The organism is Myxococcus eversor, from assembly GCF_010894455.1.
Lineage (GTDB): Bacteria > Myxococcota > Myxococcia > Myxococcales > Myxococcaceae > Myxococcus > Myxococcus eversor.
On the sequence record NZ_JAAIXY010000010.1, the window covers coordinates 386,295 to 409,045 of the forward strand.

18 protein-coding genes and 1 pseudogene are annotated in these 22,751 nt (G+C 68.9%); 11 read left to right on the forward strand and 8 right to left on the reverse strand.

Annotated features, from left to right (window positions below):
* Nucleotides 1–83: 83 nt before the first annotated feature.
* The 4 genes from G4D83_RS22525 to G4D83_RS22540 all read left to right on the forward strand — a co-directional run bounded on the left by G4D83_RS22525 (nt 84) and on the right by G4D83_RS22540 (nt 4,175).
* Complete coding sequence (locus G4D83_RS22525; RefSeq protein ID WP_163866845.1) at nt 84–635, forward strand: RNA polymerase sigma factor; 552 nt, start codon at nt 84–86, stop codon at nt 633–635.
* The gene (locus tag G4D83_RS22530; protein WP_163866846.1) at nt 632–1,402 is read left to right on the forward strand and encodes a hypothetical protein; all 771 of its coding nucleotides are present in this window, start codon (nt 632–634) and stop codon (nt 1,400–1,402) included. Before G4D83_RS22525 ends, G4D83_RS22530 begins: the two co-directional genes overlap by 4 nt.
* Nucleotides 1,399–2,994 (forward strand): caspase family protein, encoded by a 1,596-nt coding sequence (locus G4D83_RS22535; RefSeq protein WP_163866847.1) that lies wholly within the window; start codon nt 1,399–1,401, stop codon nt 2,992–2,994. The genes G4D83_RS22530 and G4D83_RS22535 overlap by 4 nt, the downstream gene beginning before the upstream one ends.
* A 161-nt stretch (nt 2,995–3,155) precedes the next feature.
* Entirely contained in the window at nt 3,156–4,175 is a 1,020-nt protein-coding gene (locus G4D83_RS22540; protein WP_163866848.1) for a hypothetical protein, read from the forward strand.
* A 67-nt stretch (nt 4,176–4,242) separates the two neighbouring features.
* Here G4D83_RS22540 and G4D83_RS22545 read toward each other — a convergent pair whose 3' ends face one another.
* Both G4D83_RS22545 and G4D83_RS22550 read right to left on the reverse strand, forming a co-directional pair.
* Nucleotides 4,243–7,593, reverse strand: a complete 3,351-nt coding sequence (locus G4D83_RS22545; RefSeq protein WP_163866849.1) for a LamG domain-containing protein — start codon at nt 7,591–7,593, stop codon at nt 4,243–4,245.
* Nucleotides 7,594–7,962: 369 nt separating this feature from the next.
* On the reverse strand, nt 7,963–8,226 hold the full coding sequence (locus tag G4D83_RS22550; protein ID WP_163866850.1) for a hypothetical protein: 264 nt from the start codon (nt 8,224–8,226) through the stop codon (nt 7,963–7,965).
* A 187-nt stretch (nt 8,227–8,413) separates the two neighbouring features.
* Between G4D83_RS22550 and G4D83_RS22555 the strand changes: the two genes are divergently transcribed.
* Nucleotides 8,414–8,872 carry a MaoC family dehydratase gene (locus G4D83_RS22555; protein ID WP_163866851.1) on the forward strand — a complete coding sequence of 153 codons (459 nt, stop codon included), beginning with the start codon at nt 8,414–8,416 and terminating at the stop codon, nt 8,870–8,872.
* A 54-nt stretch (nt 8,873–8,926) separates the two neighbouring features.
* Here G4D83_RS22555 and G4D83_RS22560 read toward each other — a convergent pair whose 3' ends face one another.
* From G4D83_RS22560 to G4D83_RS22575, 4 genes are all read right to left on the reverse strand, one after another.
* Nucleotides 8,927–9,742, reverse strand: a complete 816-nt coding sequence (locus tag G4D83_RS22560) for an isocitrate lyase/PEP mutase family protein (RefSeq protein WP_163866852.1) — start codon at nt 9,740–9,742, stop codon at nt 8,927–8,929.
* A 57-nt stretch (nt 9,743–9,799) separates the two neighbouring features.
* Nucleotides 9,800–10,333 (reverse strand): methylated-DNA--[protein]-cysteine S-methyltransferase, encoded by a 534-nt coding sequence (gene ogt, locus G4D83_RS22565; RefSeq protein WP_205522688.1) that lies wholly within the window; start codon nt 10,331–10,333, stop codon nt 9,800–9,802.
* A complete protein-coding gene (locus G4D83_RS22570) occupies nt 10,326–11,834 on the reverse strand; it encodes an AlkA N-terminal domain-containing protein (protein ID WP_163866853.1) in 1,509 nt (502 codons plus the stop codon). Before G4D83_RS22570 ends, ogt begins: the two co-directional genes overlap by 8 nt.
* 136 nt (nt 11,835–11,970) lie before the next feature.
* Nucleotides 11,971–13,338 (reverse strand): pyridoxal-phosphate dependent enzyme, encoded by a 1,368-nt coding sequence (locus G4D83_RS22575; protein WP_163866854.1) that lies wholly within the window; start codon nt 13,336–13,338, stop codon nt 11,971–11,973.
* Between the two features lie 372 nt (nt 13,339–13,710).
* Between G4D83_RS22575 and G4D83_RS22580 the strand changes: the two genes are divergently transcribed.
* The 4 genes from G4D83_RS22580 to G4D83_RS22595 all read left to right on the forward strand — a co-directional run bounded on the left by G4D83_RS22580 (nt 13,711) and on the right by G4D83_RS22595 (nt 19,915).
* Nucleotides 13,711–14,751, forward strand: coding sequence for an aminoglycoside phosphotransferase family protein (locus tag G4D83_RS22580; protein WP_163866855.1), 1,041 nt, complete (start codon nt 13,711–13,713; stop codon nt 14,749–14,751).
* Between the two features lie 32 nt (nt 14,752–14,783).
* Complete coding sequence (locus G4D83_RS22585; protein ID WP_163866856.1) at nt 14,784–15,815, forward strand: nucleotidyltransferase family protein; 1,032 nt, start codon at nt 14,784–14,786, stop codon at nt 15,813–15,815.
* A gap of 180 nt (nt 15,816–15,995) precedes the next feature.
* Nucleotides 15,996–17,900, forward strand: coding sequence for a malto-oligosyltrehalose trehalohydrolase (gene treZ, locus G4D83_RS22590; protein ID WP_163866857.1), 1,905 nt, complete (start codon nt 15,996–15,998; stop codon nt 17,898–17,900).
* The gene (locus G4D83_RS22595) at nt 17,897–19,915 is read left to right on the forward strand and encodes an amylo-alpha-1,6-glucosidase (RefSeq protein ID WP_163866858.1); all 2,019 of its coding nucleotides are present in this window, start codon (nt 17,897–17,899) and stop codon (nt 19,913–19,915) included. Before treZ ends, G4D83_RS22595 begins: the two co-directional genes overlap by 4 nt.
* A gap of 6 nt (nt 19,916–19,921) precedes the next feature.
* On the opposite strand, the gene G4D83_RS22600 is transcribed toward G4D83_RS22595, so the two are convergent.
* Together G4D83_RS22600 and G4D83_RS22605 are read right to left on the reverse strand one after the other, a co-directional pair.
* Complete coding sequence (locus tag G4D83_RS22600) at nt 19,922–20,686, reverse strand: Stp1/IreP family PP2C-type Ser/Thr phosphatase (RefSeq protein ID WP_163866859.1); 765 nt, start codon at nt 20,684–20,686, stop codon at nt 19,922–19,924.
* Nucleotides 20,687–20,776: 90 nt separating this feature from the next.
* On the reverse strand, nt 20,777–21,154 hold the full coding sequence (locus G4D83_RS22605) for a DUF192 domain-containing protein (protein WP_163866860.1): 378 nt from the start codon (nt 21,152–21,154) through the stop codon (nt 20,777–20,779).
* 17 nt (nt 21,155–21,171) lie between these two features.
* Here G4D83_RS22605 and G4D83_RS22610 point away from each other — a divergent pair, with 17 nt between their 5' ends.
* The gene (locus G4D83_RS22610) at nt 21,172–21,675 is read left to right on the forward strand and encodes a tRNA (cytidine(34)-2'-O)-methyltransferase (protein WP_163866861.1); all 504 of its coding nucleotides are present in this window, start codon (nt 21,172–21,174) and stop codon (nt 21,673–21,675) included.
* Between the two features lie 33 nt (nt 21,676–21,708).
* Nucleotides 21,709–22,751, forward strand: a pseudogene (locus G4D83_RS22615) (molecular chaperone DnaJ); the annotation flags it as partial.

Sequence of the window (22,751 nt, forward strand, 5' to 3'; positions counted from 1 at the left end):
TTCGCGGGGCGAGCCTCCCCCGACGCCCGTACCGGGCGAGACTGACGGTGGGGGCGGGTATCGGCCCAGGGTGAGGTCCGTCCGTGCGCGAACCGGTGAACGAGGTCGAGCAGACCGAGGGCTACTACCGTCGCTACGGTGAGGCCGTGCATCGTCGTTGTCTGCGATTGCTCGGCGACGAAGCGTTGGCCTGGGACTCCACGCAGGAGGTGTTCCTGCGCGTCCATGAGAACCTGAAGTCCCTTCGCGCCGCGGGCTCTCCGTTGTCGTGGCTGCTCACCGTGGCGGACCGACAGTGCTTCTCGGTGCTGCGCCGCCGTCGCACCGAGGTCACCCACGCGCTGACGCGACTGGCACCGCTTCCGGAAGCCCACGCTTCACCGGAGGCCGCGCTGGAGCGACTGCTGGTGGATGCGGACCTGGTGCGTCGCGTCCTCGCCCACTGTCCCGAGGACGTCCAGCGCATCGTGGCCCATCGCTTCATCGACGAGCTGGAGCAGGAGCAGATCGCCACGCTGCTCGACGTCTCTCGCAAGACGGTGCAGCGCAAGTTGCAGACCTTCTTCGACACCGCGCGGCGACTCCTGGAAGTCGCCCCCCGTCCTGAGCCGCGAAAGGGAACGGCCCCCGCATGAGCACCTCCTCCATTCCTCACTTCCCAGGCGTGCCGGACCTCCTGCTGGAGCGCTACCTGTGTGACGAGCTCTCCGCAGAAGAGGCCCGGCACGTGGAGGAGGCGGCGCACGCCTCGCCCGCGTTGGCCGCTCACCTGCGCGAGCGACGTGCCGAGAAGGCCGCCTTCGCCCTCGTGCGGCCCTTCGGTCCGATGCGGGCGCGACTGGAGGCGCCGCGTCCGAGCCGCTGGCGGGTGCTCTGGCGCTGGAGCCAGCCCGTGCTGGTGCTCGGCGTGGTGCTCGCGGCGGTGCTGCCCCGAATCCTCTCGCTCGAGGAGGTGGAGAAGGTGCGCGTGCGCGGCGGGCTCACCGCGCGGGTGCTCGTCAAGCGAGGCGACGTCGTCTTCGAGCAGGGGCCCGGCGCGGTGCTGCGCGCTGGAGACCGGGTGCGCGTGGAGGTGGAGGACGTGGACGGCGGCGCGCTCTACCTGCTGGCGCTGAGCGAGCATGGACGCGTCACTCCACTCCAGGGCTTTCCGGCCACCGGCGGCCCGCTGTCCATGGTGGCGGGGCGCTGGGTGTTGCCCGGGAGCCTGGAGCTGGATGCCGCTCCCGAGCAGGAGGCGCTGGTGGTGGTGCTCGTGTCCGACGCCTGGAATGCACCGTCACCCGAGGCCGTCCAACGCTGGTTGGAGCAGTCGACGCGAGAGGCGGGCTTCCCACCGTCACTCACTTCGCTCCCCGGCACCCGCCACGCCGTGCGCGCGCTTCCGAAGGAGCTGCCTTGAGTGACAGAAGCTCGCGGGTGCTCGGTGTCCTGCTCGTCCTCCTCGCCACCTCCGTCGCGAGCGCGGAGAGCCGGTTCTCCATCAGCGTGGGACACAACCTGGGCCGGGACACGGACGAGCCCCTTCGCTGGGCCCAGCAGGACGCCGAGCGCATGGACGCGCTCTTCGGCCAGCTGGGCGGTGTTCCCGAGGACCGTCGCATCCTCCTGCGCGGAGAGTCGGTCTCCAACCTCCGGCTGGGACTCGCGCGGATGCGAGGACGCATCGAGGAGGCACGGCGCGCCGGAGAGCGCACGCTGCTGTTCTTCTTCTACTCGGGCCATGGAGACGAGGTGGCACTGCGTCTGGGCGGAGAAGCCCTCCCGCTCGCGGAGCTGCAACGCATGCTGGCCGAGGTCCCCACCACCGTCACCGTCGCCGTGCTGGATGCCTGTCACAGTGGCGCGCTCGTGCGCGGCCGCTCCAAGGGCCTCAAGTCCGCGCCCGCCTTCGATGTCTCCTTCCTCCGGCAGGTGGGGCCGGAAGGCCGGGTGTTCATCGCCTCCGCGGGGGCACACGAGGTGGCGCAGGAGTCGGACAGCCTCCGGGGCTCGTTCTTCACGCACCACCTGATTTCAGGCCTGCGGGGCGCGGCGGACGTGGACGCCGACGGCCGTGTCTCGCTCACGGAGGCCTATGGCCACGTCTACCACCGCACGCTCGCGGGCTCGCATGCCTCCACGGCGGCGGTGCAGCACCCGGAGCTGTCCAGCCAGCTCGCGGGGGAGGGGGACTTGTTCCTCACCACGCTCTCGCGAGCCCACGCGCAGCTCGAATTGCCTCCCTCGGTGGGTGACAGCGTCGTGCTCGTGGACGAGCGCACGCTGCAGGTCATGGCGGAAGTGGAGCCACGGGCCGACGAGTCGGTGCGCGTCGCCTTGCCCGCGGGGCGCTACCGGGTCCAGGTGAGGCGGGGCGCCCAGGTGCTCTACGGCAAGGTGTACCTGCCCTGGGGCGAGAAGCAGCGGTTGAATCCAGAGGCCCTGGAGGTGCGCACGCTGGCCGTGCACCAGCGCAAGGGCGCGCTCCTGGAGGCCAGCAGCTGGCGGCTTCAAGCGGGGCTGGGCGCGGGCCGCTCCTCGACGCAGCTGGGAGGCTGGGGCCCCCAGGTGGGCGTGCTGTTCGCGCGCGAGAGCCCAGGAGGGCTGGGGCTGTCCTTCCTCGGAGGACTCACGTTGGGGGCCACCCGGGGCTCCACGCCCGAGCAGCGCCTGGAGCAGGTGGAGCTGGGACTGTGGAGTGGCCTGGGCCTGGCGGGCTCGGTGGGACGTGTCTGGGCCGGAGTCCATGCGGGCGTCGGAGTGTTGGGCCTCGCTCAACGCGCGACGAGCCCGGATGCGGAGCGGCGCAGGGAGTTGGGCCTTCCCCCGTGGCGGACGCGCACCGGCGCGGGAGCGGCCTCCTTCGCCACGCTCTCCGCGGAGGTGCCGGTGGGCGCGAGCACGGGCCTCTTCGCCCGGCTGGGCGGCCATGTCGCGTTGATGCGCGAGGATGAAAAGCTCCGCACGCAACTCTCACCGCACCTGCTGCTCGGTTGCACCTGGGGACTGTGAGCCTCGGGGCCATGTCCCACGGTGAGTGGCTCGGACGTCTCCTTGTCGCACCGGCAGGTTGACCGCGCTCGGCGAGCGCTCCGAAACGAGGAGCGCGCGTCACCCGTCGTGTGCCCACCACGCGACATGGGGGTTGCCCCATGGACCAAGAGGAAGACCATATGACGATGACGAGGGGTCGTGGTTTCTGGAAGTGGAGCCTGCTCACGCTGGCGCTGACGGGTTGCGGAGGTGTCCTGGGGGACGAAGCCGAGGACGAAACGCTGCTCACGCTGGAGGGCTCGCTCCGTGCCTCCGAGTCGTTCGAGGCGGGAAGCTCCGCCCAGATGCGGGCGGCGCTGCTGTGGCAGACGTGGCCGCAGGCTGTCGTGGATTGCATGGTCCAGAGCCCCCTCCGCGACGCGCTGTCGAAGTGCCAGCGGGTGAGCCCTCGGTCGTCGTTCCATCACCCCGACGTGGATGTGCAGGTGAACGGTCGCTTCCCCAACTCCTTCACCATGTCCCTGAACCGGCTTCCGGGCCCCGAGGGGCTGATGGGCGGGGCGGGCTCTCGTCTCGGCCTTGCCTCCGTCGTGGCCTACGTGGATGGCAACGGCAACCGCACGCTGGACCGCGTCGACAACGAGGCCACGACCAGTGTCGACATCGTCGTGGGACACCAGGAAGGCGTCCAGCTCAACGCGATGAAGATGGCCACCATCGTGTACCGGGAGGGCGCGCTGCACCCCCTCTACACCAAGCTGTTCTCCGACTGCCCCGTGGTTCCCCAGGGGTACTCCGTGGTGGAGTACCGCTACCATCCAGACCCCAGCAATCCAGACGGCGACCCCATCTACGACGGGTGCTTCTTGATGACGCGCAAGGTCGACGTGGACATCATCCTCGAGGCGAACCAGGCGTTCCAACGGCTCGCCTGCCATCAGGCCAACCAGTTGTTCCTCGCGGACATGGTGCGCGCCACCACCGCGAGTCTCCCCCCGGCCGGCAGCAGCCAGGTCTGCCGCACGTATATGCACACCGTGTCGGGCTCCGAGCAGGTGCTCGTGGTGAACCTCCATCCGGAGCGCTTCTGCACCACTCCGAACCAGGTGGTGTACTCGCTGCGCGACTACTGGAACGGCACCTGGGATGACCGGGCCGCGCCGCCCGCATGGTGGCCGTGCACTGTGACCGCACCCTGAGGTGAGGACCGCGAGGGGGCAGGCGGAGTCGCTGCCCCCTTCGCGGTGAGTCACGCGAGCCCGTGCTTCAAGGCGCGGGGAAGTGGTCGAAGTGGTGGTCCAGCGTGCGGGTGCCATCTGGCTGGCTCACTCCGCCGATGAGCCACGGCGGCACGCTGCCTCCCATCACCGCCGGGACATTCATGGGCTGGCGCCGCCGGTCCATGAACCGGGGCACCGTCCCGCTCGTCAGGGCGCCTGTTTGGAGTCCCGGCAGCGTGGTGGTCTTGGTGTGGCACGAGAGGCAGAACGCGTTGGTGCTGGTGTCCGGCCGGGGCAGCGTGGCCGACAGCGCGGGCATGTCGATGAGGGCCGAGCGCATGCACCGGGAGGCCAGGTCCGGGTCGGGATGCGGGTTCTTGTGCACCCGGTCGATGCAGAGGTGCTCTCCGTACTGCGCCGGGTAGTCGAGCGGCTCCACGTACGAGCCCAGCCGCATCTGCTCGCACATGAGCCAGTGCACGATGGGGTACTGCGTCGACTTCACCCGCAGCTTCTCCAGCACGGGATGTGTTGGCCCCGGGCGGTATGGGCTTGCGTCCACCAGTGTCCCGAGTGCCTGGTTGCACATCAGCTCGTCCGTCCAGCCGCGATTCGCATCGTTGGGAGACAGCGCGTAGATGCGCAGCTCATCCACCCACCCGAAGAAGGGCAGCCGCTGCTGTCCGGGGACGAAGGTCGGCCCCGGGTCGCCCACCGTCATCCACGTCCAGCCGTTGTTCCCCGAGTTCCACATCGGGTCGAACCCCACGTCGCTCGGCCCGACGTTGTGCGTCGAGTGCCACGTGCCGTCGATGTAGAAGTGCAGCCTCCGCTGCCCCACGGCGTTGGAGATCTTCATGCCGAAGTGGAAGTAGCGGCCCACCTGCACCAGCGAGGAGCCCAGGTTGATGGTGCCCCTGCCGCCCGTCCTGCCGTTGTACACCTCCAGCTCGTGCGACACCGCGCCCGTGAAGTCCTTGCTCTGCACCAGCGCGACCCACGAGTTGTCGGAGAAGTAGAAGAGGGTGCGGGGCAGGCCGCGCACCCAGCTCGCTCCGGGGGCGAGCACCAGGTCCTCGCGCGTGTCCAGCCAGAGGCTCAGCATCCATTCACGCTGTGAGGCGTTGATGGGATAGCCCATGTCCATGAAGTCATTGTGGCCATCCAACCAGACGCCCTTGCCGCTGACGCCGCCGAGCGCCACGGGCTCGATGCGCGCCCCTCCGCGCAGCCGCACGGAGCTGGGGGGCTGCGGGCCATCCGTGCCGAACGTCGAGTGGGTGGTGGCGGCGTTCTGCGCCAGCGGGTTGCGCTTGAAGCGGAAGTCCGCGAGCTGTCCTCCTCGCACGTCGGCCCAGACGTTCTGGAAGGGGACGAAGCCGTCCTGGGGGAAGGTCTCCGCCCTGAATGGGCCGTGGGGAGACACATCCATGCGCATGGCCGCGTTCATGTGCGCGACGACGAAGGCGCGCTTGTTGAGGTAGTCGTCGAAGGCCACCTCCGCGTTGCGCTGCGTGTTGGCCTGGATGTTCCACACCACGTCGAACGGCAGGGTGGGGCGCATCGCGTCGAAGTGGTTGAGCTGGTTCTCGAACGAGAAGATTTGCGAGGGCCCCTCGGGCGTCAGCGGCAGGTCATCACCGGCATACAGGCGCATCGAGAAGGTGCGCTGGTGGCCGTCCTCGGAGTTGCCCGCGAGGTCGGTGATGTTCAGGCCGTTGTCGAGGATGACGGCCTTGCCTCGCGTCCATGCGCCCAGCGCGGCGACGGCCTGCGCGGCGGACCGGTCGGGGTTGAACGTGGCGCGGTCCGAGTCCGCGGGTGGCCCCCAGGTGTAGTCCGTCCGGGTCGCGCTGCTGAACCGCTCCTCGAGGAAGACCTTCCGCGCGTAGTAGCCGTCGTGGGTGTTGTTCTTCGCGGCGAAGAACAGGTTCTTCCCCTCGCGGTCAAGCCATGGGTAGGCCCACTGGTTGGTGACACCAAAGGGGATGGGATTGCCCAGGGTGTCCCGGAAGGGCTGGGGCTTGCCGTTGACGACCTGGGACTTCGCCATCTCGTAGCGGGTGTTCACCGCCGGGTCCTTGGGCATCATGCTGATGGGCTTGAAGTGCGCCCAGCTCCCCGCGTCACAGGCCTGGTCCGCCACCGAATAGAAGAGGCCCTTCATGTTGACGACGAGCAGCCGCCCGTCGCCGCTCGTCGCGGGCTCGAAGAAGGCCAGGGGCCGCTCGCCCGCGCTGGAGTTTTCACCGACAACGCCGCTCCAGTTCGGGCCGTTGCCGATGACGGAGTCCTCGTCGTCCTCCACCTGGTAGACGGCCCGGAAGTGTTGCCGGTCGAAGAACTGGCACCACTTGGGCGCGGACGCGGTGGTGTTGCGGAAGTACAGCGGCTCGGGGAGCGGCAGCACCCTCACCGGGACGTAGCACTGGAACGTCGGATGGGTGCTGAACAGCTTGGGCCAATCGATGGTGTCCGGTGCTCCGGGGACGCTGTACCCGGAGTTCGGGCTCATGGCGCCCCAGTCCGAGTCATGGATGTTGAACGGGCGGAACGGAGGCAGCTCCCAGGTGGGCAGGGATTTGGTTTCGCCCTCGGGATTGCGTGGGTACACCCACAGGCCCCAGCCGTCGGCGTCGCCAGTCACGGCGTTGCCGGCCCGGATGGACTTGGGGTCCCTGACGAAGACCGTCAGGTCCACGGAGCGCAGCTCCCAGTGTTTGCCGTTGGAGGCCACCAGGCTGTAGACGAGCGAGATGTCGTAGCAATCGCCGGGGACGGGCGGCGAGCCCGCGTCGTACCGGGCCGTGCACGCCAGCGGGTTTCGCCCATTCACTCCCATTTGGAGGGCGCTCATCGAGTTCTCGCACGTGGTGCTGTGGAGCGCGTCTGGGAAGTCGTTGTTGTTCCTGGCCGTCAGCATCGTGGCCATCGGGTTGAAGTAGGTGAACGGGTGAATCCGGCCGATGACCTGCGAGGGTTGGACGAGGTGGGGGCCTTTCTTGGTGAAGTCGTAGCGGAAGTCGTGGCCGAGCACCTCGGGACGGAACGTGTAGAGGAGGGAGCCCTCCGCGCAGCCCCGGCAGCCCCCGCGAATGAAGAGCCGTCCGTCGTTGGTGCCTCGGTTGTAGGGCAGCACCTGGATGGCGTTGGCCGAGTCGCTCCGCTCTGGCAGCTTCGGGGCCCACCAGCCGTTGTCGTACTCGTTCGGGGGGAAGGGCAGCATCACCTTGGAGAGCGACGCGGGCTTCAAGGTCAGCGGGGCCCCGTAGCCGTTCCGATAGGGCCGCCACGCCGCGGACACCTCACGGAAGATGCTGGGGCGCTGCGGATTCTCCTCGTTGTAGCAATTGTCGACCAGGCCGTAGTCGAGCGTGCACGCGGAGGTGCCCGTCATGGCGACCTCCTGGAACCAGGTCGGTGGATCCAACCGGGCCTTCACCGAAGCGACGGGCTCCGAAGCAGGCGGCGCGGGTGGTGCCGAATCACAGGCACCGCCCAGTGTGAGCAGGACACAGAGGATGAATGACAGTCGAGTTGCACGAGGTGTGAAATCCAGGAGCATCAACGCCGTGTATCAGGACTGACGGACCCGGAGTCAATGGAGCCAGGACTTCCTGGCCCGGGAAACGGCGCAGGTGTCGGGTGCGTTGCTGTCCACGCGGAGACTGACCGCGTCCGCCAACGCCTGGAATTGGGAGCGCACCGCCGCGAACCCGAGGGGTTTCCCGGCGGTGGCCCGGCGCCTCAAGCCTTCGACGGCTGTCTACATACAGCGGTTTTCACAGACACCCAGCACGCAGATCCAGCACGGCCCGGAGCAACCGGGGCGACAGGCCGCGTTGGCGTACTCGCTGTCGGCGAGCAGCGTGCCCTCCGGCGGCGCGCTCACCGCCGAATCACACGTCGCCTCTTCCTCCGCTTCGACGAGCACGGCCTGGGGCTCACCCATGGACAGGGCGGCGAGTCCCACCACGAGCAACATGCACAGCACCATGGACCACTGGCTCTTGAGCAGCTTCGCGAACATTGGTGTCTCCTTGGCAGTGCCTGACGAGGCCGCGTCAGTCTGTCATGAATCCGACCAAGCCAGAAAGTCGTGGATACATGGTGCGTGAGGGCCTGGGCGCTGCAATGCGTTGCCCTGGCCCGGCGAGCGGCCTATGCAATGCGTCAGGGGGCCATGCAGCAAGAGTCACCCGTATCCGAGGAGTCCCATGCGCTACTTCGACGACTTCCAACCCGGTGAGGCGAGTGAGGCCGGGCCCTACGTGGTCTCCCGGGAGGAGATCATCGCCTTCGCGAAGCAGTTTGATCCGCAGCCCTTCCACCTGAGCGACGAGGGAGGTCGGGAAGGCATCTTCGGCGGCCTCATCGCCAGTGGCTGGCACACCGCTTCCATCTGCCACAAGCTCGCGGTGGAAAATCTATTGAGCAAGACGGCGAGCCTGGGCTCTCCGGGACTGGACGAGCTGCGCTGGCTGCGGCCGGTGCGCCCCGGGGATGCGCTCACCGCGCGCTTCGAGGTCATCTCCACCACGCCGTCGCGCAGCAAGCCGGACCGGGGCGCCATCAAGTTCCGCTTCGAGGTCCGCAACCAGAATGGCGAGGTGGTGATGACGGAGATCGCCAACGCGCTGTTCGCGCGGAAGCCCGAGGGTGGCGCGGCGAAGTAGTCCTGTCGGAGTGCCCGGGTCGCGCCGACGAATGGCGCGACCGGGTTCGATGCTTCAGCGCGGAGCCATCAGCGTGTTGAGGGTGGGATAGGAGATGCCCGCCTCGGGCGCGGGCGCGGCGCCACCGTCGCGCAGGAAGTCGGTGGTGAGCGCGGCGATGCGGCCGAAGATGGCCTGCGCCATGCCCGCTCCCGCGCTGACGCGGCGGACTCCGAGCGATGCCAGCTCCGACGCGGGAGGCAGACCAGGAATCGCCATCAGGTTCAGCGGCAGGCCCGCCTCCGTCACGATGGCCTTGATGTCCACGGGCGTCTTCAAGCCCGGAACGAAGAGGCCATCCGCGCCAGCGGCTCGGTAGCGCCGGGCCCGGGCCAGGGTCTCCTCGACGCGACGCTCCGCCGGACCGATGCCCCGCAGGAACACATCCGTGCGCGCGTTCACGAACAGGTCCGCGCCCTTCTTCGCGGCGGCGCGCTTCACGGCTTCAATCTTGGCGCACAGCAGGTCCACCGAGCCCCCGCCGTCCTCCAGGTTGATGCCCACGCCGCCCGCCTCCACCACGCCCGCGGCGACTTCGCCCACCGCGTTGGGGTCATCCGAATAGCCCCCTTCGATATCCACCGTCAGCGGCACCTTCACGAGGCGGGCAATGGCGGTGACGGTGTCCAGGAGTCGACTCACCGGGAGCTTGTCGCCGTCCGGATAGCCCTGGGCCCAGGCCACGCCCGCGCTCGTCGTGGCGAGCGCCTTGGCGCCCAGGCTCTCCATGACGCGCGCGCTTCCGGCGTCCCAGGCATTCACCAGCAACAGCAAGCCCGCTTCGTGCAGTTGACGGAAGTCTCGGGCGGAGTTTGGAGGAGCGACAGGCATGGTCAGCGGTCCTTTCGAGCAGGGGTGTGGAAGCGGCGGGAGGAGATGGCGAGCGCCTCAGGCAGTGGACGTCCGCCGTAGCCTCGACTCGTGGTCGAGTAACCAGCGCTTGCGCTCGATGCCACCTCCATAGCCGGTGAGGGAGCCATTGGCCCCCACGACGCGATGACACGGCACGACGATGCCCACGGGATTGGCGCCGTTCGCCAGGCCCACGGCGCGCACCGCGGCGGGCCGGCCGATGCGCTTCGCCAGCTCCGAGTAGGACACCGTCACTCCGCACGGGATGCCGCGCAGCGCCGTCCAGACCTCGCGCTGGAAGGGGGTACCCTCGGTGCGGACGGACAGGCTGTCGATGGCGTCGAGTTGCCCCGAGAAGTACGTCCGCATCGTCTCGGTGAGTCCGCTGGGATTGCGCGCGGCCTCCAGTCGGAAGCTGTCACCGTAGTGCAGGCGCAGCAGGTTGCGCATCCGGCCTTCGTGCTCCGTCCAGTCGATGGCGCGCAGGTGTCCCTCGCGGTCCGCGATGAGGACCAGCTCGCCGATGGGCGTGTCCGTCTTGTCGATGAGGAAGTGGAGCGGCTCAACCATGACGCACCTCTTGGAGTCGGGAACGCGGGCCTGGGTCCGCGGCCCACAGGTGTTGCGCGGCGTAGGCCCGCCAGGGCCTCCAGGGCTCCGCGCGTAGAATCAGGTCCTCGGGTGAGGGGCGCTCGCCCGCATCTGTCGCCGCGCTCCGCAAGAGCGCCACGTCGCTGGCGGGGAAGGCATCTGTCTCGCGCAGCGCGCGCAGGGCGATGTACTGCGCGGTCCACTCGCCCACGCCTCGGATGGAGCGCAGCCGGGCGATGCCTTCCTCCACCGTGCCGAATGGATGGAACAGCAGTGGGTCCTCGAGCGCCGCTTGCGCCAGGGCCTTCAGTGACGCCTTCCGCGCGGACGGCATCCCCAGCGCGACCAGGTCCGTCGCCACGACGCGCTCGGGGGAAGGGAAGGCTCGTGACAGGCCAGAGGGGAGTCCTTCCATGGGCGCTTCGCCACACAGCACCACGAGCTTCCCCGCGAGCTTGCGCGCGGCCTCCACCGTCACCTGCTGACCGAGGATGGCGCGTACCGCCAGCTCGAAACCATCCCACGCACCGGGGGCCCGCAGGCCGGGCCGCAGGGCCACGAGGGGCGCCAGGAAAGGGTCCTTGGAGAGGTGAGCGCCAATCACCTCGATGTCCGCGCCCACGTCGAACACCCTGCGCACGCGCGCGACGATGGCCGGGAGCGACTGGACGCGTGGGAAGCGAATCTTCACCACGAGGTTGTTGCGTGCGGGCTCGTGCGTCACCTCCACCGTGCCCACCGCGCCGTCCTGGGACACGGTGCGCAGGTAGCGCGTGTCGGAGACCTGCTCCACGCCCTGGATGGCGCGCGCGGACAGGTACGAGAGCATCGCGGCCCAGTCATACGGAGGCCGGTAGCGCAGCCGCAGCGTCACGCCCGCGTCCGCCACCGCGCTGGCCGTCGTCTCCACCGCCTGCTTGCGGCGCAGGGCGCCCGGGGGCCGCTGGTAGAGGCCCTGGAACGTTTCATTGAAGCGCCGGATGCTGCCGAAGCCCGAGGCCAGCGCTACCTCCGCGAGCGGCATCCGCGTCTCCTGGATGAGCTGCTTGGCGAAGAGCACGCGCCGCGTCTGCGCGACGGCCACGGGCGTGGCACCGAGGTGCTGCTTGAAGAGGCGGCGGAGCTGTCGTCCTCCCACGCCCAGGCGTTCAGCGAGTGAGTCCACGCCCGCCTCGCCGCCATCCAGCGCGCCCTCCGCGATGAGGGCCAGCGCGCGCGACACGGTGTTGGAGGTGCCTCGCCAGGACGCGAGGTCCGGGGCTGTCTCCGGCCGGCAGCGCAGGCAGGGGCGGAAGCCTTCTTCCTGGGACGCGGCGGCGGAGGCGAAGAAGCGGCAGTTCTCCCGCTTGGGCGTACGCGCGGGGCAGATGGGCCGGCAGTAGATGCCGGTCGACGTCACCGCGACGAAGAGGCGGCCGTCGAAGCGGGCATCCCGCGTCTGGAGCGCGCGGTAGCAGGCGTCGGAATCGAGCAGGTCCATGCCCGGACAGTGTCACCCAGGGCCCAGCCGCGCTCGCGGTTTTCGGACATCGATGACCCGCGCCCCCGGACGCGCGAAGGGCCTCCCACCGTCGCCGGTGAGAGGCCCTCCCAAGACGCGACTGCCTGGAGGCCGACTAGGCCGCCGTGCGGTGCAGGAAGTCGATGAGGTCGATCTTCGTGACGATGGCGACGACCTTCTCGCCCTCCTTCACGACGGCGACGTTGTCCTGCGCGAAGACCTCACGCAGCCGGGAGATGCTCGTGTCCGGCGACAGCGCGCCCTGCAGCGGCGCGACGATGGCGTCGATGGTGTCCGCGAACTTCGCCTTCCCGGCGACGAGCGCGTTGAGCAAGTCGTACTCGTGAACCATGCCGACCGCGCGTCCGTCCTCGGACACCACCGGCATCTGGCTGATGCCGTGGCTGCGCATCGTCTCCACCACCTGGTCCACCCGGTCGCCCTTGCGCGCCGTCTTCACGTCGCGCTGCTTGCTCCCGATGATGTCGCGCACCGTGCCGGTGCCCTTCTCCTCGGCGAAGCCGTTGTCGCGCATCCACTCGTCCGAGTGGAACTTGCTGATGTAGCTGCTGCCGGAGTCGGGGAGCACGACGACAATCGTCTTGCCCTTGCCCACTTCCTTCGCCAACTGCACCGCCACGTGCACCGCCGCGCCGGAGGAGCCACCCGCGAAGATGCCCTCCTCGCGCGCCAGCCGCCGCGCCGCCGCGAAGCACTGACGGTCATCCACCTGGCGCACGTCGTCCACGACCTTGAAGTCCATGGCGCCGCACAGCATGTCCTCGCCGATACCTTCGACCTTGTAGACGTGCGGCTCGGTGAGCTTGCCCGTCTTGAAGTAGCCCTCGTAGACCGAGCCCTCCGGGTCCACGCCCACGTTCTTCAGGCCGGGGATCTTCTCCTTGAGGAACTTGCCCGCGCCGCTCATCGTCCCGCCCGTGCCCAGGCCAGAGACGAAGTAGTCCATCTTCCCGCCCGTCTGCTCGAAAATCTCGGGACCGGTGAGGTTGTAGTGCGCCTCGATGTTGTCGGGGTTGTGGTACTGGTTCAGCATGAACGCGCCCGGCGTCTCACGGTGCAGCCGCTTGGCCGTCTCGTAGTAGCTGCGGGGGTCCTCGGCCGCGACGTTCGTCGGCGTCACCACCACGTGCGCGCCCAGCGCCTTCAGGCGGTTGATCTTCTCCAGCGACATCTTGTCCGGCATCGTGAAGATGCACTTGTAGCCCTTCACCGCCGCCGCCAGCGCCACGCCCATGCCGGTGTTGCCGGACGTGTTCTCCACAATCGTGCCGCCGGGCTTGAGCTTCCCCTCCCGCTCGGCCTTCTCGATGATGTACAGCGCCATGCGGTCCTTGATGGACGCGCCCGGGTTCATGAACTCGCACTTGACCAGAACAGTCGCATCGTTCGGTCCGACGAGCTTGTTGAGCTTGACCAGGGGCGTGTTGCCAATGGCGGTGAGAATGGTGTCGTGGATGTCCATCGCGGCTTCCAGAAAAAGAGGGGTTCGCGGCGCGTCTTATATGCCGCCGGAGGGGCCCGGTCGACAGCGGGAGTCACTCTGCCCCGTCGGGAAGTAACAGTGCCCCGCCCTGGGGACTTCCCCCTCGCCCCCCACACCAGGACCCCGGGTGTCTCCTGGCACCGTGCCAGGAGGGAGAGGCCCGCTTCGTCAGGGGGCAGCCGGGCTCGCGACGCGCCGCGACGAGAAGCCGGGGTGTCTCATGTTTCGGCGTCGCTTACGTGACAGCCCGAAGGGCCAGGGGGCAATCGCCGCGCGAGGGCTTTGACGCGGAAAGTCGCCCCTCCCATACTCGGGAGCCGCTCCCAACCCCCCTTGGAGAACCCCGTCGATATGGAACTCGAGGCCGCCCTGCGCGACCAGGTGGGACAGGCCATTGGCCGTCCCGTTTCCGATGCTCCCATCAAGAAGCTGAAGGGAGACGCGAGCAATCGTTCGTACTACCGCGTCGGCGCGCCCCCGGAGAGCTGGGTGGTGATGGTGATGCCGCTGGACGCGACGAAGAAGAGCGAGGAGGCCACCAAGGGTGAGCCTCCGAAGGAACTGCCCTTCGTCAACGTGCACCGCTACCTGAACAAGCTCGGCGTGCGCGTGCCCGCCATCCTCCGCTACGACGAGCCGGCGGGGATGATGGTGATTGAAGACCTGAGCGACATCACCTTCGAGGCCGCGCTGGAAGGCGGCAAGCACAACCACGCGCTCTACACCCGCGCGGTGGACCTGCTCGCGCGGCTGCGGGTGCAGGCGGAGAAGAACCAGGACCCGGACTGCCTGGCCTTCACGCGCTCGTTCGACGAGGACCTGTACGACTGGGAGCTTCACCACTTCCGCGAGTGGGGCCTGGAGGCGTGGAGCGGCAAGCTGCCCACGGACGCCGAGCGCGCCTGGTTGGACTCGACGTTCCGCGACATCGCGAAGCAGCTCGCCGCCGCGCCCCGAGGCTTCACGCACCGCGACTACCAGAGCCGCAACATCATGGTGAAGGAGGGCGAGCTGGTGGTCATCGACTTCCAGGACGCGCTCCAGGGCCCGCGCCAGTACGACCTGGTGGCGCTGCTGCGCGACAGCTACGTGGAGCTGGACCGGGACTTCGTGGACGCGATGCTGGACCGCTACATCGCCACGTTCCAGGAGGCGAGCGGCGAGAAGATAGACGCGGTGGAGTTCAAGGCGTTCTTCGATTTGCTCACCGTGCAGCGCAAGCTGAAGGACGCGGGCCGCTTCGAGTACATCAACCGCGTGAAGGGCAACCCGGGCTTCCTCGTCTCCATCCCCGCGTCGCTGCGCTACGTGCGCGAGGCGTTCCGTCGGCGGCCGGAGCTGCGTGAGTTGCAGGAGCTGGTGGCGAAGTACGTCCCCGAGCTGGCGGCCTGAGCCACCCACTCGGCTGAAGAGGGGAGTCGACAATGAAGGCGATGGTCCTCTGCGCGGGGCTGGGAACCCGCCTGCGTCCGTTGACGGAGCGCTGGCCCAAGCCGGCGCTCCCTTTGCTGGGGCAGCCGCTGCTCCGCTACCACCTGGCGGTGCTGAAGGCCGCGGGCGTCACGGCGGTGGGCATCAACACCCACCACCTGCCGGACACCATGGAGGAGGTGGCTCGCGAAGAGTGTGAGCGCGCGAAGCTGCCGCTGCACGTGGTGCGCGAGCCCGTCATCCAGGGCACCGGCGGCGGCATCCGAGGCCTGCGCGACTTCCTCTCCGACGGAGACTTCCTCGTCTTCAACGGCGACATCCTCTACCCGGTGGACCTGCGTCCCGTGGTGGCGATGCACCAGGCGTCCGGAGCGCTGGCGACGATGGTGCTGCTCCCGATGCCGGAGGGAGAGAAGTACGCGTCGGTGGAGCTGGATGCGTCGGGGCGCGTGCGGAGAATCGCGGGGCACGGGCCTGGAGGCGAGGGCCTGACTCCGTGGCACTTCACGGGCGTGCACGTCATGTCCCCGCGCGTCTTCGACTTCATGAGCGCCGAGGGGCCCGAGGACATCAACCGCGAGGTCTACGCGCGCGCCATGGCCCAGGGGCAGGTGGTGCGCGGCGCGCGCGTGGATGGCTACTGGTCCGACCTGGGCACGCCGTCGCGCTACCTGGCCACGGTGCGGGACGTGCTCGCGGGCCGCGTCCGGCTGGAGTGGCTGGGGGCGGACTCACCGCTCGCCGGCACGGTGCGCGGGCCGGGCTCCTCGTGGGCGCATCCGGACGCGCACGTGTGTGGAGCGAAGGTGGAGGGCCCCGCCTGGTTCGGCCGCGGCGTCACGGTGGCGGAGGGCGCCGTCGTGGGCGAGTCCGTGTCGTTGGGCGCCGGGGTGAAGGTGGACGCGGGAGCTCGGCTCCAAAGCGCCGCCGTCTTCGAGCAGACGTCGATTGCGCCCGGTGAGACGCTCACCGAGGTGCTCGCCTGGGGGGCGCACCGGATTCCCGCGCCGCTGACCGGCCGCTGACCTCCCCTGTCTCCACGCGCACGGAGCCGGCCCGGAAAGGGTCGGTTACCGCACGGCGTGCGAGCGGGCTCTGTCCTCCGCTCGAAGGTCGCCGTTTCGGACAATGGGCCCTACCTTTGGTCGCGGACAGCCTGCCTGGGCCGGGGGAGTTCGGCGCGGGAACAAGGGGAGGTCTGGGGCATGAAGTGGCGAGGTTCTCTGGGGGCCAGGCCAGCGGGGGGAGACAGCACCCACTTCCGTGTGTGGGCGCCTCGCAGGCGCAGTGTCGAAGTGGTGGTGCGAGGCGCGTCGCAGCCGCTTCCGCTGACGGGGGACGACCGAGGCTATTTCGAGGCCGTGCATCCGGTGCCCGTGGGGGCGCTGTACAAGTATCGCCTGGACTCAGGTGAAGAGTTCCCCGACCCCGCCTCGCGCTTCCAGCCCGAGGGCCCGCATGGCTTCAGCGAGGTGGTCGACCCGCACACTCACCCGTGGACGGACGGCGACTGGAAGGGGCTGGCCTGCATCCGGGGGCAGGTGCTCTACGAACTGCACCTGGGCACCTTCACGCCCGAGGGGACGTATGCGGCGGCCACCGCGAAGCTGCCGCTGCTCAAGGATTTGGGCGTCACCTGCCTGGAGTTGATGCCGCTGCACACGTTCCCCGGGCGCTTCAACTGGGGCTACGACGGCGCGCAGTTGTTCGCGCCCAGCTTCCAGTACGGACGACCGGAGGAGCTGCGCGCCTTCGTGGACGCCGCGCACGCGCTGGGGCTCGGCGTGCTGCTGGACGTCGTCTACAACCACCTGGGGCCGGACGGGAACTACCTGGCGCAGTACTCGCCCGACTACTTCACCCGCAAGTACGAGAACGAGTGGGGCGAGCCGACGAACTTCGACGACGGACCCGCCGCGGGGCCCAGTCGCGACTTCTTCATCCAGAACGCGTGTGCGTGGGTGGCCGAGTACCACTTCGACGGGCTTCGCGTGGATGCGACGCAGGCCCTGTATGACGACGGGCCGTGCCACATCGTCAAGGAGCTGACCCAGGCGGTGCGCGAGGCGAGCGGCGGGCGGGGCGTCCTCGTCATCGCGGAGAACGAACCCCAGGACGAGCTGTGCGTGAGGGCGGCGGAGCGGGGCGGCTGGGGGATGGATGCCCTCTGGGTGGATGACTTCCACCACTCCACGCGCGTCGCCGCCACGGGACGGGCGGAGGCGTACCTCCAGGACTATCGAGGCACGGCGCAGGAGCTGCTGTCGTGCGTGCTGCGCAACTCGCTCTATCAGGGGCAGTACTACCGCTGGCAGAAGAAGGCCCGGGGCAGTCCGCTGCTGCGCGTGCCGTCGAGCGCGTGCATCTTCTATCTCCAGAACCACGACCAGCTCGCGAACATGCTCCAGGGCCAGCGGCTGCACCGCCTCTGCGGGGAGCGACTGGCGCGCACGCTCACCACGCTGTGGCTCTTGCTGCCCCAGACGCCGCTGCTCTTCATGGGGCAGGAGTGGTTCGCGAACACGCCGTTCTTCTACTTCGTGGACCACAAGCCGGAGCTCCAGCCGCTGGTGCGCAAGGGACGGGAGCACTACCTCGGCCAGTTCGAGAGCGCCCGCCACGCGCTGGAGCACGAGGGCTACGTGGAGCACGTGGACGAGAAGGCCTTCCACCGCTCCCGGCTCGACTGGAGCGAGCGGGAGCGCAACGAGGGGCCGCTCACCCTGCACCGTGAGCTGCTCCGGCTGCGTCGAGAGGACCCGGTGCTCGCCCGACAGGACGGCGGCCAGCTCGCGGGGGCCGTCCTCTCACCCAACGCGTTCGTGCTGCGCTACTCGGGCGGCGAGCAGGAAGGCGACCGGCTGTTGCTCGTCAACCTGGGGAGCGAGCTGGAGCTCTCTCCGTGCCCCGAGCCCTTGTTGGCGCCACCTCGGGATGAAGGGTGGCGTGTTGGGCTGTCGAGTGAAGAGGTTCGATTCGGAGGTGCAGGCTCTTGCTCACTGGACTCACTGAGGGTCGCGACAACATGGCGCGTACCGGGGATGACCGCCCTGTGGATGACGAGCACGGGAAGGAGCCCCACGGACCGCGACACGCGGACGGGAGGATGAGCCGGGTGCGGGGCTTGCCCGAGCTGAAGTTCGCCTGGCCGGTGGGAGCGCCGGCCATCGAGGTGCTCGGCCGGGAGTGGCTGGTGACGAATGGCCTGGGGGGCTACGCGTCCAGCACGCTGGCGGGGGTGAATGCGCGCCGCTACCACGGCCTCTTCATCCCCACCCTGCCCGAGCGGGGCCGCACCGTCATGCTGTCCCGGCTGGTGGAGACCGCCCGCGTGGAGGGGCAGACCTACCGGCTGGAGGGAGAGGTGCGCGCCGACGGCACGCTGATGGGCGACACCTCGCTGCTGCACTCCTTCCGGCTGGATGGCCTCATCCCCGAATGGGAGTACGTCCTGGGTGCCACGCGCCTGCGTCGCAGGCTGGTGCTGGTGCACGGCGAGAACACGCTCTTCATCGAGTGGGCGCACCTGTCCGGGCCTCCCGTGAAGCTCCGGCTGCGGCCCTTCCCGGTGTTCCGCGTGCACGAGCACGACTTCCCGCACGGCTACTGCCAGCCGAAGGTCATCCTCCAGGGCGAGCGCATCGAGGTGCTGGCGGAGAAGGACGCGCCGGCGTTGAAGTTGCGGCTGTACGCCGACGGCACGGTGCCCTTCGTGGCGCTGCCTGAAATCTCCTCGCCGCAGCTCTACCGGACGGAGCGCGCCCGGGGGATGCCGCATATTGAAACGCAGGCGAGCCCCGGCTACTTCGAGTGCACGGTGCGGCCGGGCAGCCGGCTGTCGCTCGGAGCCACGGTGGACGACTGGTCGCGGTTGGACCGCGACCCGGCCATGAGCTTCGACATGGAGCGCGAGCGCGAGTGGCGCCTCTTGGAGCGCGCGCCCGCGGCGGCGAGGACGGGCACCGCGGCGCGCCTGGTGCTCGCGGGGGACCAGTTCATCGTCGACCCCATGCGCCCGCGTGACGACGCGTGGGCCCGGGCCATTGGCGAGGATGCCCGCAGCGTCATCGCCGGCTACCCCTGGTTCACCGACTGGGGCCGCGACACGATGATTTCGTTGGAGGGGCTGACGGTGTGCTCGGGGCGCTTCCGCGAGGCGGCGGCGATTCTTCGCACCTTCCGTCACCACGTGAAGGACGGGCTGTTGCCCAACCTCTTCCCGGAGGGCGAGGCGGACGGGCTGTACCACACGGCCGACGCGACGCTCTGGCTCTTCCACGCGGTGGACCGCTACGTCACGGCCTCTGGGGACATGGAGCTCTTGCGCGAGTTCTATCCGACGTTCGAGGACATCGTCCGCAAGCACGAGCAGGGCACGCGCCACAACATCCGCATCGACCCCAAGGACGGACTGCTGACGCAGGGCGAGGAGGGCTACCAGCTCACCTGGATGGACGCGAAGGTGGACGGCTGGGTGGTGACGCCCCGGCGCGGCAAGGCCGTGGAGCTCAACGCGCTGTGGTTCAACGCCATGCGGTTGATGGCGGAGTGGGCCGCGCTCCAGGGACTGGACGCGACGCCGTACGCGCAGGCCGCGCAACGCGCCCAGGAGTCCTTCAACCAGCGCTTCTGGAATCCCGAGGAGCGGTGCCTGTACGACGTGGTGGACGGGGAAGGCGGTGGCAATGACGTCGCCGTGCGGCCCAACCAGATTTTCGCCCTGTCGCTCAAGCACCCGGTGCTCAACCCGGACCGGTGGCCGGACGTGCTGCACAAGGTGGAGACGGAGTTGCTCACGCCGGTGGGGCTGCGCTCACTGGCCTCGGACCACGACGAGTACAAGGCCACGTACGACGGAGACCTGCGCGCGCGCGACGCGGCCTACCACCAGGGCACGGTGTGGAGCTGGCTGATTGGCCACTACGTGGACGCGGCGCTGCGGGTTCAGCCGGACCGCGCCCACCTGCGGGACGTCATGGACGGCCTGGAGACCCACCTGAGACAGGCGGGCGTCGGGCAGGTGAGCGAAATCTTCGACGCCACGCCCCCCTTCAGGCCAAGGGGGTGCATCGCCCAGGCCTGGGGAGTGGCCGAGGCGCTGCGGGTCTTCCTGCGCACCGCCTGATTCGGCTCAGGCGGCGTGGTAGCGGGCGAGCACGCAGGTGACGTTGTCGTTGCCGCCCGCGGCGTTCGCCATGTCGATGAGCTGGGAGCACGCCTTGTCCAGCTCCGGCGTGCGACCCAAAATCTCCTGCATCTGCGGGTCGGTCACCATGCCGCTCAAGCCGTCCGAGCACAGCAGGAAGACGTCGCCCGGCTGCGGCTCCACGCGGGAGACGTCCACCTGGACGTTCTCCTTCATGCCGAGGGCCCGGACGATGACGTTCTTGTGCGGGAAGTTCTCGACCTCCTCCGGCGAGAGCTTCTTCGCCTTGAGGTAGTCGTTGAGCAGGGAGTGGTCCTCGGTGATCTGCTTGAGGGCTCCGGAGCGGAAGAAGTACACGCGGCTGTCACCCACGTGCCCGACGTATGCGACGTCGTTGGCGAAGTGCAGGCTGACGAGGGTCGTCCCCATGCCCTTGTACTTCGACTCGCTGCTGGCCTTCTCGAAGATGCGCGCGTTGGCGAGCTTGATACCGGTGGCCAACCGGTTCTCGTCATAGTTGCGCTGTTTATCCATCTTGAAGGGCCAGGTGCTGTCCTGGTCCTTGGACGTCATCTTGTAGAACTCACCCAACTCGTCCACGGCGATGCGACTGGCGATTTCTCCTGAGGAGTGCCCGCCCATCCCGTCCGCGACGATGAAGAGGTGCTCATCGGGCAACATGAGGAAGTTGTCCTCGTTGTGGTTCCGCTTCATCCCGACGTGGGTGCTGCCGGCTACCTCGATGCGCATGCGCGGGGACTCTTCTAAGGGGACGAGAAACTGGCGGCGCACGTTAACAAAGCGCTCGGAAAACGGTCAAAAGACGTGCTCTTGGTGCGGTCAGACAGGGGACACCGGGGCTGGGGAGGCAGGCTCGAAGCTCAAGCGGTCCCCTTCCTGGGTGCCGCTCGCGGCCAGGATGCCCGCGGGCAGTTCCAGCACGGAGCGGGCCTGGAAGTACACGGACGTCGTCCTCCAGGGCGGCAGCGCCATCATCTGCTTGACGATACGCCCCTGTGCGTCCAGGAAGGCGACGTCAATGGGGATGCGCATGAAGAACGTGTGGATGGAGTTGCAGGGCTGGATGTGGAGGCCCTCGCCCACGGCGAGCTGCTCGCGCCCCATCAGTCCCTTGAAGCGCTGGGCGAAGGAGGTGGCCTTCTCCGCCCGGTCCGCCAGCGGCTTCTGCCGCGTCTCGTTGGTCACCTTCCAGCGCATGTAGCGCGTTCTACCCCATGCTCGAGCCCCTGGCGCGTCCTCTGCATCTGGTTCTGGTCTCCCCCCAGATTCCCCCCAACACCGGCAACGTCGCCCGCCTCTGCGCGGTGACGGGCTGCCGGCTCATCCTGGTGGAGCCCCTGGGCTTCTCCATCGATGACCGGAACCTGAAGCGGGCCGGGTTGGACTACTGGGACAAGGTATTTCTACGGCTGTACCCGACTTATGGGGCGTACGTGGAGGCGTATCCGGAGGCCCGGCGGTGGTTGTTCTCGGCGCGGGCGGAGCAGACGTTGTTCGAGGCGCGGTTCGAGGAGGGGGACCACCTGGTGTTCGGCTCGGAGGTGACGGGGCTGTTGCCGGAGGTGATGGAGGGGGGGACAGGGACGGCGCTGACGATTCCGATGTTGGAGGGGCGGCGGAGCATGAACCTGTCCACGGCGGTGGGGGTGGGGACGTACGAGGCGCTGCGACAGGTGTGTTTCACCGGGGCGGGCAGGCGTGCACCCTCGGCAAGTTGAGGGGCGGTGAGGAGGGACTACACTGCGGCGAGGATGACTCCGTCGCAGGCCGCCGAAGCGCTGTACTCCGCCCACAAATCCCGAGCCACGGGCTGGCTGACGCTGTCCGCGGGAGGGCGCGAGTCGCGGCTGACGTTGCGCGAGGGTGACCTCGTGGGGACGCGGCTGGGGTTCGGGTATCAGAGTCCGGCGCAGGCCTTGTTGCAGAGCGGGTTGTTGAGCGCGGAGGCGCTGGATGCGCTCTGGGCGCGGGGTGGGGCGGGGGCGGCGGACGAGGAGCTGTTGGAGGAGCACGGGCTGGAGCGGGACGCGGTGGTGGAGCAGCAGGTGCTGGCCCACGTGCGGCGGTTGAGTGAGCTGGCGGAGCGCGCGGCGTTCGAGCCTGGGAGCGTGGAGGCGGAGTTCCAGCCCATCTCCGGGGTGAGGGTGGTGCGGGCCGCGTTGGAGCGGCCGGGGGCGGGTGGGGCGAAGGGGCGGGTGTTCCGGTGCGCGGATGTGGCGGTGTGCGAGCCGTGGCTGACGGATGCGTCCGAGCGGGAGTTGTTGGAGACGCTCGGGGAGTTCCGTGAGCCGGAGTCGCTGACGCCCGCGCGTGAGGCGCTGCTGCTCGTGCTGGAGCGCGAGGGTGGGGTCGAGGCGCTGTCGGTGGAGGAGTGGGAGGAGAGGGAGGAGGCGCGGAGGCAGGAGGAGGAGGCCGCGCGCCAGAGGGCGGAGGAGGAGCGCGTCCGTGCCGAGGAGGAAGCTCGGCGGGCGGAGGAGGCTCGGCTTCGCGCGATTGAAGAGGCCCGGCTGGCGGAGGAGGCTCGGCTTCGCGCGATTGAGGAGGCCCGGCTGGCGGAGGAGGCGAGGCTCCGCGCGGAGGCAGAGCGGCTCGCGGAGGAGGCTCGGCTCGCGGAGGAGGCTCGGGTCCGCGCTGAGGAAGAGCGCCGCGCGGAAGAGGCTCGGCTCGCGGAAGAGGCCCGGCTGGCCGAAGAGGCTCGGGTCCGTGCGGAGGAGGAGCGCCGCGCGGAAGAGGCTCGGCTTGCGGAAGAGGCCCGGCTGGCCGAAGAGGCTCGGGTCCGTGCGGAGGAGGAGCG

Excerpts from the sequence above, each read along its gene's own strand:
- G4D83_RS22530 (WP_163866846.1), top strand. The coding sequence starts at position 632 with ATGAGCACCTCCTCCATTCCTCACTTCCCAGGCGTGCCGGACCTCCTG.
- G4D83_RS22540 (WP_163866848.1), top strand. The coding sequence starts at position 3,156 with ATGACGATGACGAGGGGTCGTGGTTTCTGGAAGTGGAGCCTGCTCACG.
- G4D83_RS22545 (WP_163866849.1), bottom strand. The coding sequence starts at position 7,593 with ATGACGGGCACCTCCGCGTGCACGCTCGACTACGGCCTGGTCGACAAT.
- G4D83_RS22550 (WP_163866850.1), bottom strand. The coding sequence starts at position 8,226 with ATGTTCGCGAAGCTGCTCAAGAGCCAGTGGTCCATGGTGCTGTGCATG.
- G4D83_RS22555 (WP_163866851.1), top strand. The coding sequence starts at position 8,414 with ATGCGCTACTTCGACGACTTCCAACCCGGTGAGGCGAGTGAGGCCGGG.
- G4D83_RS22560 (WP_163866852.1), bottom strand. The coding sequence starts at position 9,742 with ATGCCTGTCGCTCCTCCAAACTCCGCCCGAGACTTCCGTCAACTGCAC.
- ogt (WP_205522688.1), bottom strand. The coding sequence starts at position 10,333 with ATGGTTGAGCCGCTCCACTTCCTCATCGACAAGACGGACACGCCCATC.
- G4D83_RS22570 (WP_163866853.1), bottom strand. The coding sequence starts at position 11,834 with ATGGACCTGCTCGATTCCGACGCCTGCTACCGCGCGCTCCAGACGCGG.
- G4D83_RS22575 (WP_163866854.1), bottom strand. The coding sequence starts at position 13,338 with ATGGACATCCACGACACCATTCTCACCGCCATTGGCAACACGCCCCTG.
- G4D83_RS22580 (WP_163866855.1), top strand. The coding sequence starts at position 13,711 with ATGGAACTCGAGGCCGCCCTGCGCGACCAGGTGGGACAGGCCATTGGC.
- G4D83_RS22585 (WP_163866856.1), top strand. The coding sequence starts at position 14,784 with ATGAAGGCGATGGTCCTCTGCGCGGGGCTGGGAACCCGCCTGCGTCCG.
- treZ (WP_163866857.1), top strand. The coding sequence starts at position 15,996 with ATGAAGTGGCGAGGTTCTCTGGGGGCCAGGCCAGCGGGGGGAGACAGC.
- G4D83_RS22595 (WP_163866858.1), top strand. The coding sequence starts at position 17,897 with ATGAGCCGGGTGCGGGGCTTGCCCGAGCTGAAGTTCGCCTGGCCGGTG.
- G4D83_RS22600 (WP_163866859.1), bottom strand. The coding sequence starts at position 20,686 with ATGCGCATCGAGGTAGCCGGCAGCACCCACGTCGGGATGAAGCGGAAC.
- G4D83_RS22605 (WP_163866860.1), bottom strand. The coding sequence starts at position 21,154 with ATGCGCTGGAAGGTGACCAACGAGACGCGGCAGAAGCCGCTGGCGGAC.
- G4D83_RS22610 (WP_163866861.1), top strand. The coding sequence starts at position 21,172 with ATGCTCGAGCCCCTGGCGCGTCCTCTGCATCTGGTTCTGGTCTCCCCC.